This window comes from Blautia sp. DFI.9.10 (assembly GCF_024461705.1).
GTDB lineage: Bacteria > Bacillota > Clostridia > Lachnospirales > Lachnospiraceae > Blautia_A > Blautia_A fusiformis.
This window is the reverse complement of record NZ_JANGAA010000026.1, coordinates 12,678-29,402: the sequence shown is the minus strand read 5'-3', so window position 1 is coordinate 29,402 and position 16,725 is coordinate 12,678. Positions and strand designations below refer to the sequence as shown.

The following is a 16,725-nucleotide window of genomic DNA, read 5'->3' as shown; positions in this document are numbered from 1 at the left end:
GGAAAGAGAGGAATTACACATGAAGAAAATCGTGCTTGCTTCCGCATCTCCCAGGAGGCGGGAACTTTTAAGCCAGGTAGGAGTCGCCTTTGAAGTGAAGCCTGCCAGCGGGGAAGAACGGATCACCAGTGCAGAGCCTGCGAAAGTGGTGGAGGAACTTTCTCGTCAGAAAGCTATGTTTACGGCATACGCGCTGGAGGAAGAGGAGAACCGAGATCTGAGAGATGTGGTTGTGATCGGTGCAGATACCGTTGTATCTTATGAGGGTAAGATTTTAGGTAAACCGGCAGATGAGACAGCTGCAATAGAGATGCTCGCTATGCTGCAGGGGAATACACATCAGGTATATACCGGTGTAACTTTGCTGATAAGAGAAAAAGGGAGATGGAAAGCTCATACCTTCCATGAGTGCACAGATGTGAGCTTTTATCCGGTGACAGAGGAAGAAATAAAGGAATATGTAAACAGCAAAGACCCAATGGACAAAGCCGGAAGCTATGGGATCCAGGGCGCCTGGGGAGCCTATGTGAAGGGAATCCGTGGTGATTATAACAACGTGGTGGGACTGCCTGTGGCAAGACTGATCTATGAGACAAAAAAACTGGGAATGAACCTGAGAGGATGAAAGACAAAATGATAAAAGCTTGTATATTTGATCTGGATGGAACAATTGCGGATACACTGGAATCTATGGCATATGTGGCGAATGAGATCATGGAAAAGTTTTCCCTGAAACCACAGCCGGCAGATAATTTTCGTTATTACAGCGGTGAAGGTGCAGATATGCTGATCAGAAGATGCCTGATCGATGCAGGAGATCCGGAGCTGGTACACTACGAAGAAGTCAGGGAACTTTATCGCAGGAAATTTGATGAAGATCCGTTGTATAAAGTTGTGCCATATAAAGATATGCCGGAAACCCTTCAGAAGCTGAAACATACAGGCCTTAAGATGGCTGTATGCTCCAATAAGCCTCATGTTGCGGCGCAGAAAGTGGTAAAGGCGATCTATGGCGATCTGTTTGATGAGGTGATGGGACAGCAGGAAGGAATCCGCAGAAAGCCGGCGCCGGATGGTCCGCTGAAGATTGCAGAAGATTTCGGCGTAAAGCCGGAAGAATGTATGTATATCGGAGATACAAAGACAGATATGCAGACAGGAAGTGCTGCCGGAATGTATACCGTTGGTGCACTATGGGGATTCCGTGACAGAGAAGAGCTTGAAAATAACGGTGCAGATATTGTAGCAGCTGTACCTGGTGATCTGTTTACTATTTATGAGGAGAAGCAGCATGATTAAGATGGTTGCCAGTGATCTGGATGGAACGCTGCTTATCGGTGGAAGACAGACGTTGCCGGAAGAGATCTTTCCGCTGGTAAAGGAACTGAAAAACATGGGAATCCTCTTTGTGGCAGCCAGTGGCAGACAGTATGCCAATATGAGGAATCTTTTTGCGCCGGTAAAGGACGAGATGGCATTTATCAGTGAAAATGGCGGGCTTGCTGTCCAGAATGAGAAGCTTCTGTACTGCGACAGCTTTGACAAAGAACTGGTCAGAGAGATCATTCAGGCAATATGGGAAAAGCCCGGAGCGGAATTTTCCTGTTCTACAAAGGATTTTTATTATATCATGCCCAAGACAGAACATTATCGTCATCTGATGATCGAAGAAGTAAAAAATCAGTGTAAGATCATAAAGAGTTTTGATGAGATCACAGAGCCTTGTATGAAGGTTGCAGTTTATGAGAGAGAAGGAATGACGGAGGAATCCATCCGGTACTGGAGAGAACGGTTCAAAGACAGATGTACTGTTGTGACATCCGGATTTGCGTGGGTGGATTTTGTTCCATTTACCACGAACAAAGCAAAAGGGATCCGTAAATACCAGGAACTTTTGGGAATCGGACCGGATGAATGCATGGCGTTCGGGGATGAATACAATGATATTGAAATGATGAAATCTGTAAAATACAGCTTTGCCATGAAGCATGCGAAGCCAGGGGTAAAGGCGGCGGCTTTCTATGAGACAGAGAAGGTGGAACCAGTACTTCGCAGACTGATCGCGGCGGGCGGAGATATAAAGGAGGTACTTTAATATGTACAAGAAAGAATATGTCCAGACATTTCTGGAAAAACAGGGTCAGCTTTTTGATGAGCCGGTAGCAGAGGATTTTGAGGAGGCAGAGGAATTTCTAGAGGATTGCATGGCAGTTGTGCTGGATTCCCTGAAGGATGTTAAAAAATATCTGGATGGAATGGGCGCAGATGTGGAGGGGATTTCCCTGAAGGAGCTGGAAGAAGAAAGTGAAGTATTCAAACTCCCGGACGGAAAATATATGATCGTAGAAGGCTGACGGAAAGCAGGGATTACACCTCTGAAAATTAAATATGATAAACTTGCATCAGCAAAAAGAAAGCCCTGCGTAGAAAGGGTAAATGTGGGGAAAATAAAATGATGTAAAGGAGGATGGGATATGAAAAAAAGCAGAGTGCTGGCAGTCGTCATGGCTGTGCTTATGATGGTAACGCTGCTTCCATCGATGGTATTTGCCACTGCAGCTCCATCGGGAACTCTTGATGGAAAGCTGAAGGTCAAAGGAACACTTGCGATCGGGTCTACCTTAAGTGCAGATTACTCAAAGGTCAAGCCGGAGGGGATCACAGATGATAATGTGAGTTTTTCCTGGTCATTAAAGGACGGAGACCTTCTTACAGAGGTAGGAACTGATAAGACTTATAAAATCGATGAAAAAGATCTGGGTCTTCCGATCGTTCTGAAGATCACCGGAAAAGAAGAGACGGGAGTCAGTGGTGAGCTTACGGTGACGACCCAGGAGGTTTCCGAAATAGAGGAAGAAGCCAAAGCACTGGCAGAAAAGAAAAAGGAAGAAGCCAAAGCAGCAGGAGAAGATCCGGATGCGGAGGAAAGTGAAGCTTCGGAGTCTTCAGAGAACACGCCGGATACAGAAGCTGGAACGTCAGAGGAGCCTGATAGTGCTCAGCCTGAGGAAACCATAGAGCCGGCAGAAGAAACGGAGTCTGCGGATGTGCAGGAGAATACAGATGTACAGGAACCTGCAGATACCCAGGAGCCTGCTGAAAACTCTGTTATAGAAGTAAACGGAGAACAGTCAGGGACTCAGAATGCCGATGAGGCAGATACATCCGGAGATAGTCAGACAGAGACAACGGATTCCGCAGATACAGCAGCAGACGCTTCCGAAAAAAATGAGGAACCGACATATTCGGCATCTGCATACACGGAAGATGGAAGTGGAATTCTGGATTTTGGTTCCGTGGAAGAGGGATATACGGAAATTCCGGAAGCACAGATGGTTACTATCACAAATAACGGAACCGGCGATCTTAATTTTAAAGAGATCGCCCCGGAGAATTTCATGGCTGCAGATATTAATGATGCGCCATTAAAGAGTGGTGAAAGTGTTACTGTGTGGGTAAAACCACGAGAAGGTCTGAAGGCTGGAGAATACAAAGATCTGATCACGTATCAGACAGAAGAAGGTGCCGATGTCTTCTTTGAAGCGGACTTTACAGTAAAAGAACCGGAAAATAAAAAAGCCGAAGATCATGAAAATAATGAGCAGACAGATCCCGGGGAAACATCGGACCCTGCAGCGGAAAAAATATACAAGCTAACTGCGGATCCGACAGAACTGCCTTTTGATGATCTGACTGCCGGTTATGAAAAGGTAGAAACAACAAGTACAGTCACGATCAAAAACGAAGGTACAGAAGCTGTGACGTTAGTACAGCCTGAGTCGGAGTTTTTTGATATTGCGCCGGTCAGTGAAGTGGAGAGTAGCGGAAATATCCAGTTGGCGCAGGGAGGAGAGCAGACCTTTACCGTACAGCCTAAGCTTGGACTCTCTGCAAAAGATGATCCATACGTGGAAGAGCTTGTATTTGCTTCTGATGAAAGCACGGAAGCATCTGCTACAGTGACGGCTTCGGTTATGGTAAAGACAGAAACACCAAAAACAGTTACTGCAACAGTGAAACCGGAAGGTCCTCTGAAGTTTGGAACACTGGAACAGGGCTATGAGACTGCGCCGGATGCACAGCCTGTAACCGTAGAGAATACAGGTACAGAGGCTATCCGGATCCAGCTTTCTGCTCCGGAGGATTATGAGGTGGGAGAGCCTTCTGCGGAAGTGCTCAATCCCGGAGATAAGGCGGCAACCTTTACCGTACAGCCCAAGACCGGTCTTCAGGTCGGAGATCACAGCGATACGATTTCTGTGACAGATCAGAATACCGGAAACACACTGGCTGAAGTCCGGCTGGAATTTACAGTTTCGGAGCCGGAACCGGAACCGGAACCCAATCCCGGTCTTTCGGTAACAGATAGTCTGGAGTTTGGAACCAAAGAGGAAGGCTATAAGGAACTTCCTGATGCGAAGAAAGTTACAGTTACCAACACCGGAAATACAAAGATCGTTCTGAAACAGCCTTCATCAAATGCATATACAATTGGTACACTTTCCGCCACAGAGCTGGAAGCAGGAGATAATGCAACCTTTAGCGTACAGCCGGTCAGCGGACTTTCACAGGGGGAATATCTGGAAGACATTGTGATCGCCAATGATGCAAATGTGGAAGCTTATGTAAATGTCCATTTCAGCGTTACAAAGAAAAAAACAGATAACGGTAAGAAGGCGAATAACCTTACAGGCATCAAAAAGCCATCCGATATCAAAGATCTTCCCAATGGAACCCAGAAAACCCAGAAAGCCCTGAAGCTTCCGGGAACAGTAAAGATCACTACAACAAAGGGAGAGCAGAAGGCATCTGTTAAATGGGATGTTAAGGGATCTTCTTATGATCCGTCTTCTGCAGAACGTCAGATATTTAATGTAAAAGGTACCGTCATTCTTCCGGAGGGGGTTAAGAATCCCAACAAGATCAGTACAGTGATCGCAGTAAGTATTACAGTAAACGGATATCAGGGCACGGAAGCCGCTGCATCGGACAATAAGATCACAGGCATTGATTCCAATGGCAAGTATGATACCAATACAAAGATCACCTTTACAGCAGCTGGTGCAGGAATGGATAATACAAACCCGCGTAAGGGAGATACCAGATATCAGCCGAAGAGCTGGAAGATCACAGAGACCCGTACCTGGGATGGAGAGCCTTATACTGCAACATTCCGTGTCAGCAAGCCGGGAAAATATACTCTGAAAGTTACCTTTGGACAGCAGAAATACGACGGCTCCAGCTGGAAGGATACCGGTACACAGTCAGAAAGTACGGTTACTTTTACGGTATCACAGGCAGCAGTTCTTACTGCGACTCCGAGTCCGGCAGTGACACAGACAAATCAGAAATCTGCAGTGCAGACGGGAGACAGTACACCGATCATGACATTTGTGATCATTTTGATCGTGGCTGTGGTATGTATTGGAGGAATCCTTGTATATCGTAGAAAGAAAAAATAAGAACAGAATGTAGAAGATAGTTTTACAGCACCCTCCGTACAAAAAATGTACGGAGGGATTTTTTTGCACATAGAGATCCGTTTTACATGCTGTTACTAGCACTCTATAATGATGAGTGCTAAATTTTTCTTGACTTTTGTAAAAAGTCGTATTAGTATATATTTATTGAAAAAAACAACAGGTTTCCGGCTCTGTCGGAACATCAGAAATAAAAATAAAAACAAAAGGAGAGTGACATATATGTCAGCAAAACATGGCAGTTTATCAATCAACAGTGAAAATATTTTTCCGATTATCAAGAAATGGTTATATTCCGACCATGATATTTTTGTAAGAGAGATGATCTCCAACGGATGCGATGCGATCACCAAACTGAGAAAGCTGGAAGTTATGGGAGATTATACATTCCCGGAAGGTTACAAACCGGCTGTAAATGTTATCGTTGATCCGGATCAGAAAACTTTGAAGTTTATCGATAACGGTATTGGTATGACAGCAGATGAAGTAGAGGAATATATCACACAGATCGCTTTTTCCGGTGCCACAGAGTTTCTTGAGAAATATAAGGATAAAACAACGGATGATCAGATGATCGGTCATTTCGGACTTGGATTTTATTCTGCATTTATGGTTGCAGATGAAGTTCATATTGATACTCTCTCTTACAAGGAGGGTTCCACACCGGTACATTGGACCTGTGACGGTGGTACGGAGTATGAGATGGCAGACGGAAACAAAACAGAACCGGGAACAGAGATCACTCTTTTCCTCAATGAGGAAAGCCTGGAGTTTGCCAATGAATATCGTATGAGAGAGGTTATCGAGAAATACTGTTCTTTCATGCCGGTAAATATCTATCTTTCCAAAGCAAATGCTGAACAGGAGTATGAAACGATCGATGAGGCAGATCTCCGTGAAGATGATGTGGTAGTTGAACATATCCATGAGGATGCCAAGACAGAGGAAAAGGAGAATGATAAAGGCGAGAAAGAAGTTGTGGAAGTTTCTCCTGCCAAAGATAAAGTAAAGATCAATAAACGGCCGGTATCCTTAAGCGATACACAGCCGCTCTGGATGAAACACCCAAATGAGTGCACGGATGAAGAGTATAAAGAATTTTACCGTAAGGTATTTATGGATTACAAGGAACCGCTGTTCTGGATCCATCTGAACATGGACTATCCGTTCAACCTGAAGGGTATCCTGTATTTCCCGAAGATCAGGACAGAGTATGATTCCATTGAGGGAACCATCAAGCTTTATAATAATCAGGTATTTATTGCAGATAACATCAAAGAGGTGATCCCGGAATTCCTTCTTCTTCTGAAAGGCGTGATCGACTGTCCGGATCTTCCACTGAATGTTTCCCGTTCTGCACTGCAGAATGATGGTTTTGTGAAAAAGATTTCTGAATACATCACCAAGAAAGTAGCAGATAAGCTCACCGGAATGTGCAAGACAGACAGAGAGTCTTATGAGAAGTACTGGGATGATATCAGCCCGTTTATCAAATTTGGATGCATCAAGGATGCGAAATTTGGTGAGAAGATGAACGATTATATCCTCTTTAAGAATCTGGATGGCAAATATCTTACCCTGAAAGACTGCATTGAGGAAAATAAAAAAGAAGAAACAAAAGCAGCTGAAGAGGAGAAGACAGAGGAGAAAGCTTCTGAAGGATCCCAGAATGAGGAACCGGAAAAAACGGTGATCTATTATGTGACCGATGAGGTACAGCAGAGCCAGTACATTAATATGTTCCGTGAAGCGGGTAAAGATGCTGTACTGCTGAAGCATGTGATCGATTCACAGTTTATTTCCCATCTTGAACAGCAGGATCAGACGATCCAGTTCAAGAGAATTGATGCAGATCTGACAGAAGAGCTTCGTGAAGACGGAAAAGCGGATGAAGCAACAGTCAAGACACTTACTGAGGTGTTCCGTAAGAATCTTGGCAAGGATAAACTTGAAGTAAAAGTAGAGAAGCTGAAAAATGAGGGAACTGCAGCGATGATCACTCTTCCTGAGGAGAGTCGCCGTATGCAGGATATGATGAAAATGTACAATATGTACGGAATGGATCCGAATATGTTCGGTGGTCAGGAAGTACTTGTACTGAACGCAAATCATCCTCTTGTAAGATTTATAGCAGAAAATCAGGGATCAGAGTATGTTCCGGTGATCTGTGAACAGCTTTATGATCTTGCAATGATGAGCCATAAACAGCTTTCTCCTGAAGAAATGACAAAATTTGTAAAGAGAAGCAACGATATCCTTATGGTCCTTACAAAATAAAACGACATATAAAATGATCGAAAGGCTTTGCCCGTAATGGGGCGAAGCCTTTGCTTTTTTTATAACAATATATGTATCTTTAACACAATTATAGGAATTTTAAATAAAATAATAGATATTAAATAAAAATAACCTGTAAAATATGACTAAAAATTTAAATTAGTATCTAATATGTATAAAATAAATTTTCAGAAGAAAGCGAAAAATATAGATAACTGTCGTATTATACATAAGGAAGTGCTTTTAAAAAGAGAAAAAAATGAAATGGAGGAACAAATGTATGAAAAAGGTGTATGGATTGATCAGAAGACTTGGTGCAAATTCGAAATACAAAGGATATTTTTTCGTTGCGGAAGCGGTAAAGATTTCCATGGGGGATCAGTATAAACCATTGCGGATCACAAAGGATATTTATCCATACCTGGCGCGGAAGTACAGATCAACACCTACCAATATTGAGCATGATATCAGAACAATGGTAAATGTGTGTTGGGAAGGAAATAAAAAACTGCTGGATGAGATTGCAGGATATCCTCTAGAATACAAGCCTACCAACAGTGAATTTATTGATATGCTTGCGTATTATCTGAGGGAAATAGAAGAAGAGAATTGACTATAGCCTTTCAAAAAGAATCTGATTCCTGGACAGAAAGCTCAGGATCATATCATCCCAGAGCTGCTCTGGGCGTTTATCCATAGAGAATGTTTTAAGAGAGGTTCCGGTAGTACAAAGAAGGCTGTTATTTTTAAATTGAAGATTTAAGAATAGTCCGTCTATCTGTTCGGAGGAAATTCCGAAATCTGTATTTCTCATTGCAGCTTTAACTCCACTCCGACTTAAATGCAGCACGATCCTGAAGCTTAAGGGCGTACGCTTACCGCGGATCACAGACCAGCAGAAAGGTCTGATGTCCTTCCAGAGAGAATGTGTCCGGCCGTGCTCTGTGAGTCTGTTCATGCTGTCTGTATCAAAAAAATCTTTCTGAAGCCTGCCATCAATGGTAAAAGTATTAAAAGTAGTCACAGTCGCTTCGGACAGACAGAATTTGTCAAATACTTCTCCTATAAAAAGTTTGTTTGTGAAATCCCGGATATCTGTGATCTTTAATGCAAGCATGCCGCACTTCCTTTCTTTTATGTGATCGCGTGTAGACATTATATCTCAGATAAAGAAAAAAGGACAGACTTTTTAAAAAACTCTTTTCAAATATCTGTTTATGTGATACGATAGATGTGGTATTGAATACTACATATAATGGAAAAGAGGACGATATAATTGAGCTATAAGATTGCGATAGATAGCTGTGGGGAGCTTTTAGATGAATGGAAAAATGACGGCAGGATTGAATCCATACCACTGACGCTGACGGTGGGCGGTGAGAATATTATAGATGATGAGAATTTCGATCAGAAAGATTTTTTAAAGAAGGTTGCGGCCTGCCCGGAATGCCCCAAGTCTGCATGCCCTTCTCCGGAACGCTATATGAAGGCATATGAGTGTGATGCGGAACACATTTATGCGGTGACGCTATCGGCAGAATTGAGTGGTTCCTATAACAGTGCGATTCTTGGAAAAAACCTGTTCCTGGAAGAGCAGCCGGAGAAAAAGGTTCATGTATTTAATTCCAAATCTGCATCCGGTGGTCAGAGTCTGATTGCCATGAAGATCGTGGAGTGTGAAGAAAAGGGACTTTCTTTTGAAGAAGTAGTAAGTGAAGTAGAGAAATATATTGAAGAGATGAACACATTTTTTGTGTTGGAGAATCTGGAAACTCTGCGCAAGAACGGACGTTTGGGCAGAGTGAAAGCTCTGGTGGCCAGTGCACTGAAGATCAAGCCGGTTATGGGAGCTACTCCGGAAGGAACGATCTGTCAGCTGGATCAGGCCAGAGGCATGAATAAAGCAATCGTAAAAATGGTGGATCACATTGGAGAGAAGGGGATCAACATCCCGGAAAAGACAGTTGCCATCACTCATTGCAACTGTCCGGAAAGAGCGAAGATGCTGGAGGAGGCTATCCGTGAGAAACTGCACCCAGCAAAGATCGTAGTTATGGATACTGCCGGTGTCAGCAGTATGTATGCCAACGATGGTGGCGTTATCGTAGCAGTCTGATCAGAGAAAATCTCCAGTTCAGAAAATTATCACATTTCTTCAGGGAGTTGCCGCTTTTCTTTTGAAAACAAGTGTGCTATAATGAACGAAGTACTGAAGCGGCAAAGGAGAAAGACAATGAGCCAGAAGAAAGTTGACAAATATAAAAACAACAAATACTCGCGAAACAGTGCCCTGAAGAAGGAACGCGCAGAATTTGTACTTGAGATGGCGGCATGGATCCTCATCGCGGTTCTGCTTGTAGGCTGGATCGGATATTCCGCATATGCCAAGATCCAGGCGAAGGAAGCCAGTGTGAAGGTGGATACTGTGATGGATACTTCTGCATTGACAGATTATATTTCCGGATTATCTTCAGACAGTGCGGAATAGAAAACACATATGAAATGATGGGTTCCCGGGATGTGTTGAAGCATCCCGGGGATTTTTATATACAGGATAAATACAATGCAATAAAAAACGGGTCTGCCATAAAGCAGCCCCGTTTTGACTTATACGTTTTTTATGGTTATAGAATTATAACTTTGTAACGTTAGCAGCCTGCATTCCGCGAGCGCCCTCTGTTAAGTCGTAGGATACAGCCTGTCCTTCTTCAAGAGATTTGAAGCCTTCACCGTTGATAGCAGAGAAGTGTACGAATACATCCTGTCCGTCCTCACCTGTGATAAAACCATAACCTTTTTCTGCGTTGAACCATTTTACAGTTCCCTTGTTCATTTTGTGTTACCTCCATAAAAATAAAAAAAATTAAAATAGCCTTCTGATGATAATAAAAAATCACCAGATTTTACAGACTATATTCATGTAAATATAATCTCTAAAAACTAGTGATTTTACATTAAATATTTTGCCATGCTCTGATTATATAACCCGTGTTTTGAAATGTCAAGGAGAAAATTCCAACAATTCCGGGGTGTAAAAAGAGGCGAAATTGCTTTGTAAAAAAAATCTTTATAAATAGAGAGATTTCGTGTATGATATAGGAGAATACAAGCGGATTGAAGGATCTGCTTTGAAAATACAGGATGAGAGGAGAACAGAAATGGGGATTCTGATTCGAGGAGGCCGGATCGTGGATGCGGCTACAGATACGGATAAAACAGGCGATATTTATCTGGAAGACGGAATCATTGCGGAAATAGGCCAGAAGCTGAAAAAGAAAGACGGCGACCGTGTGATCGATGCGAAAGGAAAGCTGGTCATGCCGGGAATTATCGATCTTCATGTCCATTTTCGTGATCCGGGCCAGACACATAAGGAAGATATCAAGAGTGGTGCTGCTGCGGCAGCACGTGGTGGTGTGACAACTGTAGTTGCTATGCCAAATACAACTCCCACTATTGATAATCCGGACCGGGTAAACTATGTACATAACAAGGCGGCGCAGGTTTCCGGTATTCATGTACTTCAGGCAGGTGCAGCCACCATGGGAGAAAAGGGTACTGAACTTGCAGATATTGCCGGAATGGTGAAAGCAGGGATCCCGGCAGTGTCCGAGGATGGTAAATCTGTGATGAATACAGCGCTTTGTAAAGAAGCAATGAGGATCGCGGCAGAATGTGGCGTGCCGTTTTTTGACCATTGTGAAGATATCGATCTGCGTGGAGATGGATGCATGAATGAGGATGAGAACGCCAAAAGACTGGGGCTTCCCGGAATCTGCAATGCAGTGGAAGATACCATTACAGCCAGAGATATCATTCTGGCGCTGGAGACAGGAGTCCATCTTCATCTCTGCCACTGTTCCACTTATGGGGATGCTCAGATGATGAAGATCGTAAAAGAGAAAGGATACGACAATATCACAGCTGAAGTATGCCCGCACCATTTTATCCTTTCATCCGATGATATTAAAACAGATGACCCGAATTACAAGATGAATCCGCCGCTCCGTACACCGAAGGATGTGGAAGCGCTGAAACAGGGCCTGAAGGACGGTACCATCGAGGTGATCAGCACGGACCATGCACCGCACAGTGCACAGGAAAAAACAGGTTCTATGAAGAATGCACCATTTGGGATCGTAGGTCTGGAAACAAGCCTTCCGCTCACCTATACAGAGCTGGTGGAAAAAGATGTGATCACACTGAAACAGATGGTTGAGAAGATGTGCCTGAACCCGGCGAAAATCCTCGGGCTTGACAGAGGAACTCTCCAGAAAGGCCATCCGGCAGATGTGATCATCGTGGATACGGAGCAGGAGTATGCTATCGATAAAAATAAATTTGTTTCCAAAGGACATAACACACCGTTTGATGGCTGGAAAGTAAAGGGAAAAGTGCTTTATACCATCTGTGACGGAAAAATTGTATTTAAAAACCAGGAGGAGAAAGAATCATGATTAACAAACTGATCAGCAATATCCGCAAAACAAATGCACCAATCGTTGTAGGACTGGATCCTATGCTGAATTATATTCCGGAGCATATCCAGAAGAAGGCTTTTGCAGAGTTTGGAGAGACTCTGGAGGGCGCTGCAGAAGCAATCTGGCAGTATAACAAAGGGATCGTGGATGCGACCTGTGATCTGATCCCGGCAGTGAAACCACAGATCGCCATGTATGAGCAGTTTGGTATCCCGGGACTGATCGCATACAAGAAAACGGTTGAGTATTGTAAAGCCAAAGATCTGGTTGTGATCGGTGATATCAAAAGAGGTGATATCGGTTCCACATCTGCAGCATATGCAGTTGGTCACCTGGGACAGGTTCAGGTAAGCTCAAAAAAATATGCAGGTTTTGATGAGGATTTTGCAACGGTCAATCCATACCTTGGTTCTGATGGTGTGAAACCCTTTATGGATGTATGTAAGGAAGAGAAAAAGGGTATCTTTGTTCTGGTCAAAACTTCCAATCCATCAAGTGGTGAGTTCCAGGATCGTGTCATCGACGGTCGCCCGCTCTATGAGCTGGTAGGTGAGAAGGTTGCACAATGGGGCGATGAGCTTATGGGTGATGGATATAGTTATGTTGGTGCTGTTGTAGGTGCGACCTATCCGGAAATGGGAAAGGTATTAAGAAAGATCATGCCGAAGACATTTATCCTTGTTCCCGGATATGGTGCTCAGGGTGGAAAGGGCGCAGATCTTGTCCATTTCTTTAATGAGGACGGACTTGGTGCTATCGTAAACTCTTCCAGAGGAATCATCGCTGCATATAAGCAGGAGAAATATAAAGAGTTTGGCGCTGAAAATTACGCAGATGCTTCCAGAGCGGCAGTAAAAGATATGATCGCGGATATCAGCGGTGCGCTGGAGAACAGATAATACAGGAGGCATTTTATGAGTACATCAGAAAGTAAAAAAACAAAAAAGCCCTGTAAGATACTCAGCCAGGAATGTATTGGTACAGATATTTACAGTATGTGGCTGGATGCAGGTGAGATTGGAAAAAATGCAGTGCCGGGACAGTTTGTATCACTTTACAGCCGCAATGGCGGTAAGCTTCTGCCAAGACCCATCAGTCTCTGTGAGATCGATAAAGCAGAAGGAAAACTGAGACTGGTATATCGCGTTACAGGAAAAGGAACCGGTACGGAGGAATTTTCCAGACTTCATGCAGGGGTCCCCATTGAGACTATGGGACCTCTGGGAAATGGTTTTCCGCTGGATGCAGTAAAAGGCAAAAAAGTGTTTCTCATGGGTGGAGGAATCGGAATCCCGCCAATGCTGGAAACTGCTAAACAGCTGGACGCAGAAAAGATCATGGTTCTCGGATACAGAGATGAGCTGTTTTTAAATAAGGAATTTGAAGCTTATGGAGATGTCTATGTGGCAACAGAAGACGGCTCTGCAGGAACAAAGGGAAATGTTATGGATGCCATCCGTGAGAACGATCTTGAGGCAGATGCGATCTTTGCCTGCGGACCTGCCCCGATGCTCCGTGCCATCAAGGCATATGCCCTTGAAAAAGGAATTCCGTGCTGGATCTCCATGGAAGAGCGTATGGCCTGTGGCGTAGGCGCGTGTCTTGCCTGTGTGTGCAAATCCAAAGATGTGGATTCTCATTCTCATGTCCATAACAAGAGAGTATGTAAAGACGGACCTATATTCCTGAGCACGGAGGTAGAGCTATGAGCAGAATGAATGTAAATCTTGCCGGCGTAGAACTTAAGAATCCGGTGATGACAGCGTCCGGAACATTTGGTTCCGGAGCGGAATACAGTGAATTTGTGGATCTGAACAGACTTGGCGCAGTTGTGACAAAAGGTGTGGCAAATGTACCGTGGCCGGGAAATCCTACACCGAGAGTGACAGAGACAGCATCCGGAATGCTCAATGCCATTGGTCTTCAGAATCCGGGGATTGATGTTTTCTGTGAAAGAGATATTCCGTTCCTTAAAAAATATGATACAAAGATCATCGTCAATGTCTGTGGAAAATCTGCAAAGGATTACTGTGAGGTTGTAGAACGCCTTGGAAATGAGCCTGTGGATATGCTGGAGATTAATGTTTCCTGCCCGAATGTCAAGGAAGGCGGAATTGCCTTCGGTCAGAATCCGAAAGCTCTTGAAGAGATCACAAAAGAAGTAAAGAAATATGCAAAACAGCCGGTGATCATGAAGCTGAGCCCAAATGTAACCGATATTACCGAGATGGCGAAAGCAGCAGAAGCTGGCGGCGCAGATGTTCTTTCTCTTATCAATACCCTGACAGGAATGAAGATCGATATCAACAGACGTACATTTGCACTGGCAAATAAAACTGGTGGAATGTCCGGTCCTGCAGTAAAACCGGTAGCTGTCCGTATGGTATATCAGGTGGCAAATGCAGTATCCCTTCCTATCATCGGTATGGGAGGAATCGCAACTGCTGAGGATGCCCTGGAATTTATTATGGCAGGTGCTACTGCAGTGTCTGTGGGAACTGCAAACTTTTTTAACCCTTATGCTACTGTGGAGATCGCAGATGGTATTCAGGCATTTCTTGAAAAACAGAAAGTGGAAGACATCAATGAGCTGATCGGAGTAGTGAAATAACGGAGGATTGCCGTATTTGCAATTCTGTTGTTCATATGTTAGAATTAACAGGATAAATAAAGGGATTTTACACTGGGATTGCAGCAGAGTGTGGATCCTGGGTTTGTCGTATATATGAAAAACATGGAGGATTAGATAAATGGAACAGTATAAGCAGGAATTTATTGAATTTATGATTGACTGTAATGTCCTGAAATTTGGAGATTTTACTACGAAATCAGGAAGAAAGACACCATTTTTTGTAAATACAGGATTTTACCGTACCGGTGCGCAGCTTCGCAAGCTGGGACAGTATTATGCAAAAGCGATAGAAAGCAAATTCGGACTGGATTTTGATGTGCTGTTTGGACCGGCATACAAAGGAATTCCGCTTTCTGTAGCAGCAACTATGGAGATCAGTGAAATGTACGGAAAGGATATCCGTTACTGTTCCAACCGTAAGGAAGTGAAAGACCACGGAGATAAAGGAATTCTTCTTGGCAGCCCGATCCAGGATGGGGATAAGGTAGTGATCATTGAGGATGTTACGACTGCAGGAACATCCATTAAAGAAACACTTCCGATCATCAAAGCGCAGGGAGATGTAAATCCGATAGGTCTTGTGGTTTCTGTTGACCGTATGGAACGCGGCCAGGGAACAAAGAGTGCGCTCAAAGAGATCGAGGAAACCTACGGCCTTCAGACTACAGCTATTGTAACTATGGCGGAGGTTGTTGAGCATCTCTACAACAAAGAATACAAAGGCCGTGTTGTGATCGATGATAAGCTGAAAGCTGCCATTGATGCATATTATGACCAGTACGGCGCAGAATAATATTGTTATAAAAGGTCATAAAAGAGCGGCGGATTCCGAAGGTCCGCTTTTACTGGGAGGACGCAGCCTTATGAATGAAAAAATTTATAAAACTATGGCGAGCAGCGGGGCGGGAAGCCTTGCACTCGGTATTGTCGTTCTGGTGACGGGACTTGTCACAGGAATTCTGATGATCGTGAACGGTGCGAGACTGCTCAGAAGAAAATCAGAGATATTAATCTAATATGATCTGAAAAGCCGCACGTTGTTCCGTGTGGCTTTTCGGACTATTTAAGCAGGGGAGAATATTGGAAAAAGGGACAAAACGCAGAGTAAAAAAACTCGGGACAGCTTTTTTTGTATTGTATGTTCTTGTTCTTGTGTATCTTCTGTTCTTTTCCGAAGGATACGGAAGAGTGGCGGATGCAGAAAGAGAATACCGTTACAATCTTGTTCCGTTTGTGGAGATCAGGCGTTTCTGGACTTATCGAAAAATAGTGGGTACATTTGCGCTTTTCACAAATGTTTTTGGAAATGTGCTGGGATTTGTGCCATACGGATTTATTCTTCCGGTAATAACCGGAAAAATGCGAAATGGCTTTTTTATCATATTATCCGGCTTTTTTATCAGTCTGACGATAGAAGTGATCCAGCTGCTTACAAAAGTTGGCTGCTTTGATGTGGATGATATGATATTGAATACTCTGGGCGCAGCGCTTGGATATGGGATTTATGCAGTCTGCGACAGGATTAGGAGAAAAATTAATGGCAAGAAGATATAGATATGCATTTGCAAAAAAAAGAGAAGCTTCCAAGGGAAAATGGTCTGTAGGACTTGCGGCGGCTTCCCTCGTGCTGTTTATCGCGGCAGTTGTGCTTGCACTCTTTTTTGATGGAAAGCTCGGGGGCCTGATCGGCGGAACCGGGCTTTTTGCCATGCTGCTTTCTGCATATGGCTTTACACTGGGGCTTTCCAGCTTTTCGGAAGAAAACCGGAAACACAGGACGAGCATGGTCGGGTCTATTTTGAACGGAGTGATCCTGGTTATCTGGCTGGGACTTTTTTTATCGGGGGTATAACAG

General features: G+C 43.8%; 19 protein-coding genes. 17 read left to right on the top strand and 2 right to left on the bottom strand.

All coding sequences use genetic code 11. The annotated features are described in order from the left end of the window. Window positions 1-19: 19 nt before the first annotated feature. The 7 genes from NE671_RS13780 to NE671_RS13750 all read left to right on the top strand — a co-directional run bounded on the left by NE671_RS13780 (window position 20) and on the right by NE671_RS13750 (window position 8,370). Window positions 20-625, top strand: coding sequence for a Maf family protein (locus NE671_RS13780; RefSeq protein WP_022426223.1), 606 nt, complete (start codon window positions 20-22; stop codon window positions 623-625). An 8-nt stretch (window positions 626-633) separates the two neighbouring features. Then, the gene (locus NE671_RS13775; RefSeq protein WP_044961208.1) at window positions 634-1,299 is read left to right on the top strand and encodes an HAD family hydrolase; all 666 of its coding nucleotides are present in this window, start codon (window positions 634-636) and stop codon (window positions 1,297-1,299) included. Further along, window positions 1,292-2,095, top strand: a complete 804-nt coding sequence (locus NE671_RS13770; protein ID WP_022426221.1) for a Cof-type HAD-IIB family hydrolase — start codon at window positions 1,292-1,294, stop codon at window positions 2,093-2,095. The genes NE671_RS13775 and NE671_RS13770 overlap by 8 nt, the downstream gene beginning before the upstream one ends. A 1-nt stretch (window position 2,096) precedes the next feature. Beyond that, entirely contained in the window at window positions 2,097-2,354 is a 258-nt protein-coding gene (locus tag NE671_RS13765) for a hypothetical protein (protein WP_015525887.1), read from the top strand. 120 nt (window positions 2,355-2,474) lie between these two features. After that, window positions 2,475-5,462: an LPXTG cell wall anchor domain-containing protein gene (locus tag NE671_RS13760; protein ID WP_244096004.1), complete on the top strand. Its 2,988-nt coding sequence runs from the start codon at window positions 2,475-2,477 to the stop codon at window positions 5,460-5,462. Between the two features lie 240 nt (window positions 5,463-5,702). Continuing rightward, window positions 5,703-7,757, top strand: a complete 2,055-nt coding sequence (gene htpG / locus NE671_RS13755) for a molecular chaperone HtpG (RefSeq protein WP_059085170.1) — start codon at window positions 5,703-5,705, stop codon at window positions 7,755-7,757. A 280-nt stretch (window positions 7,758-8,037) separates the two neighbouring features. Further along, window positions 8,038-8,370 carry a sporulation initiation factor Spo0A C-terminal domain-containing protein gene (locus NE671_RS13750; RefSeq protein ID WP_044961168.1) on the top strand — a complete coding sequence of 111 codons (333 nt, stop codon included), beginning with the start codon at window positions 8,038-8,040 and terminating at the stop codon, window positions 8,368-8,370. On the opposite strand, the gene NE671_RS13745 is transcribed toward NE671_RS13750, so the two are convergent. After that, a complete protein-coding gene (locus NE671_RS13745; RefSeq protein ID WP_173740911.1) occupies window positions 8,371-8,874 on the bottom strand; it encodes a DUF5721 family protein in 504 nt (167 codons plus the stop codon). 159 nt (window positions 8,875-9,033) lie between these two features. Between NE671_RS13745 and NE671_RS13740 the strand changes: the two genes are divergently transcribed. Further along, entirely contained in the window at window positions 9,034-9,873 is an 840-nt protein-coding gene (locus NE671_RS13740) for a DegV family protein (protein WP_021650968.1), read from the top strand. A 117-nt stretch (window positions 9,874-9,990) separates the two neighbouring features. Continuing rightward, entirely contained in the window at window positions 9,991-10,245 is a 255-nt protein-coding gene (locus NE671_RS13735; RefSeq protein ID WP_015525893.1) for a hypothetical protein, read from the top strand. Window positions 10,246-10,389: 144 nt separating this feature from the next. On the opposite strand, the gene NE671_RS13730 is transcribed toward NE671_RS13735, so the two are convergent. Continuing rightward, entirely contained in the window at window positions 10,390-10,590 is a 201-nt protein-coding gene (locus NE671_RS13730; RefSeq protein WP_015525894.1) for a cold-shock protein, read from the bottom strand. 325 nt (window positions 10,591-10,915) lie between these two features. Here NE671_RS13730 and NE671_RS13725 point away from each other — a divergent pair, with 325 nt between their 5' ends. The 8 genes from NE671_RS13725 to NE671_RS13690 all read left to right on the top strand — a co-directional run bounded on the left by NE671_RS13725 (window position 10,916) and on the right by NE671_RS13690 (window position 16,722). Then, window positions 10,916-12,214, top strand: coding sequence for a dihydroorotase (locus tag NE671_RS13725; RefSeq protein ID WP_022426216.1), 1,299 nt, complete (start codon window positions 10,916-10,918; stop codon window positions 12,212-12,214). After that, window positions 12,211-13,137: an orotidine-5'-phosphate decarboxylase gene (pyrF, locus tag NE671_RS13720; protein ID WP_173740910.1), complete on the top strand. Its 927-nt coding sequence runs from the start codon at window positions 12,211-12,213 to the stop codon at window positions 13,135-13,137. The genes NE671_RS13725 and pyrF overlap by 4 nt, the downstream gene beginning before the upstream one ends. 15 nt (window positions 13,138-13,152) lie before the next feature. Continuing rightward, window positions 13,153-13,947: a dihydroorotate dehydrogenase electron transfer subunit gene (locus NE671_RS13715; RefSeq protein ID WP_256164095.1), complete on the top strand. Its 795-nt coding sequence runs from the start codon at window positions 13,153-13,155 to the stop codon at window positions 13,945-13,947. Then, window positions 13,944-14,849 (top strand): dihydroorotate dehydrogenase, encoded by a 906-nt coding sequence (locus NE671_RS13710; protein ID WP_015525898.1) that lies wholly within the window; start codon window positions 13,944-13,946, stop codon window positions 14,847-14,849. The genes NE671_RS13715 and NE671_RS13710 overlap by 4 nt, the downstream gene beginning before the upstream one ends. A gap of 139 nt (window positions 14,850-14,988) precedes the next feature. After that, window positions 14,989-15,663, top strand: a complete 675-nt coding sequence (gene pyrE / locus NE671_RS13705) for an orotate phosphoribosyltransferase (RefSeq protein ID WP_015525899.1) — start codon at window positions 14,989-14,991, stop codon at window positions 15,661-15,663. A 70-nt stretch (window positions 15,664-15,733) separates the two neighbouring features. Next, on the top strand, window positions 15,734-15,886 hold the full coding sequence (locus tag NE671_RS13700) for a hypothetical protein (RefSeq protein ID WP_022426215.1): 153 nt from the start codon (window positions 15,734-15,736) through the stop codon (window positions 15,884-15,886). Between the two features lie 64 nt (window positions 15,887-15,950). Further along, window positions 15,951-16,424, top strand: a complete 474-nt coding sequence (locus NE671_RS13695) for a VanZ family protein (RefSeq protein WP_022426214.1) — start codon at window positions 15,951-15,953, stop codon at window positions 16,422-16,424. Further along, window positions 16,408-16,722: a hypothetical protein gene (locus NE671_RS13690; protein WP_015525901.1), complete on the top strand. Its 315-nt coding sequence runs from the start codon at window positions 16,408-16,410 to the stop codon at window positions 16,720-16,722. Before NE671_RS13695 ends, NE671_RS13690 begins: the two co-directional genes overlap by 17 nt. The last annotated feature ends 3 nt before the right edge of the window (window positions 16,723-16,725 follow it).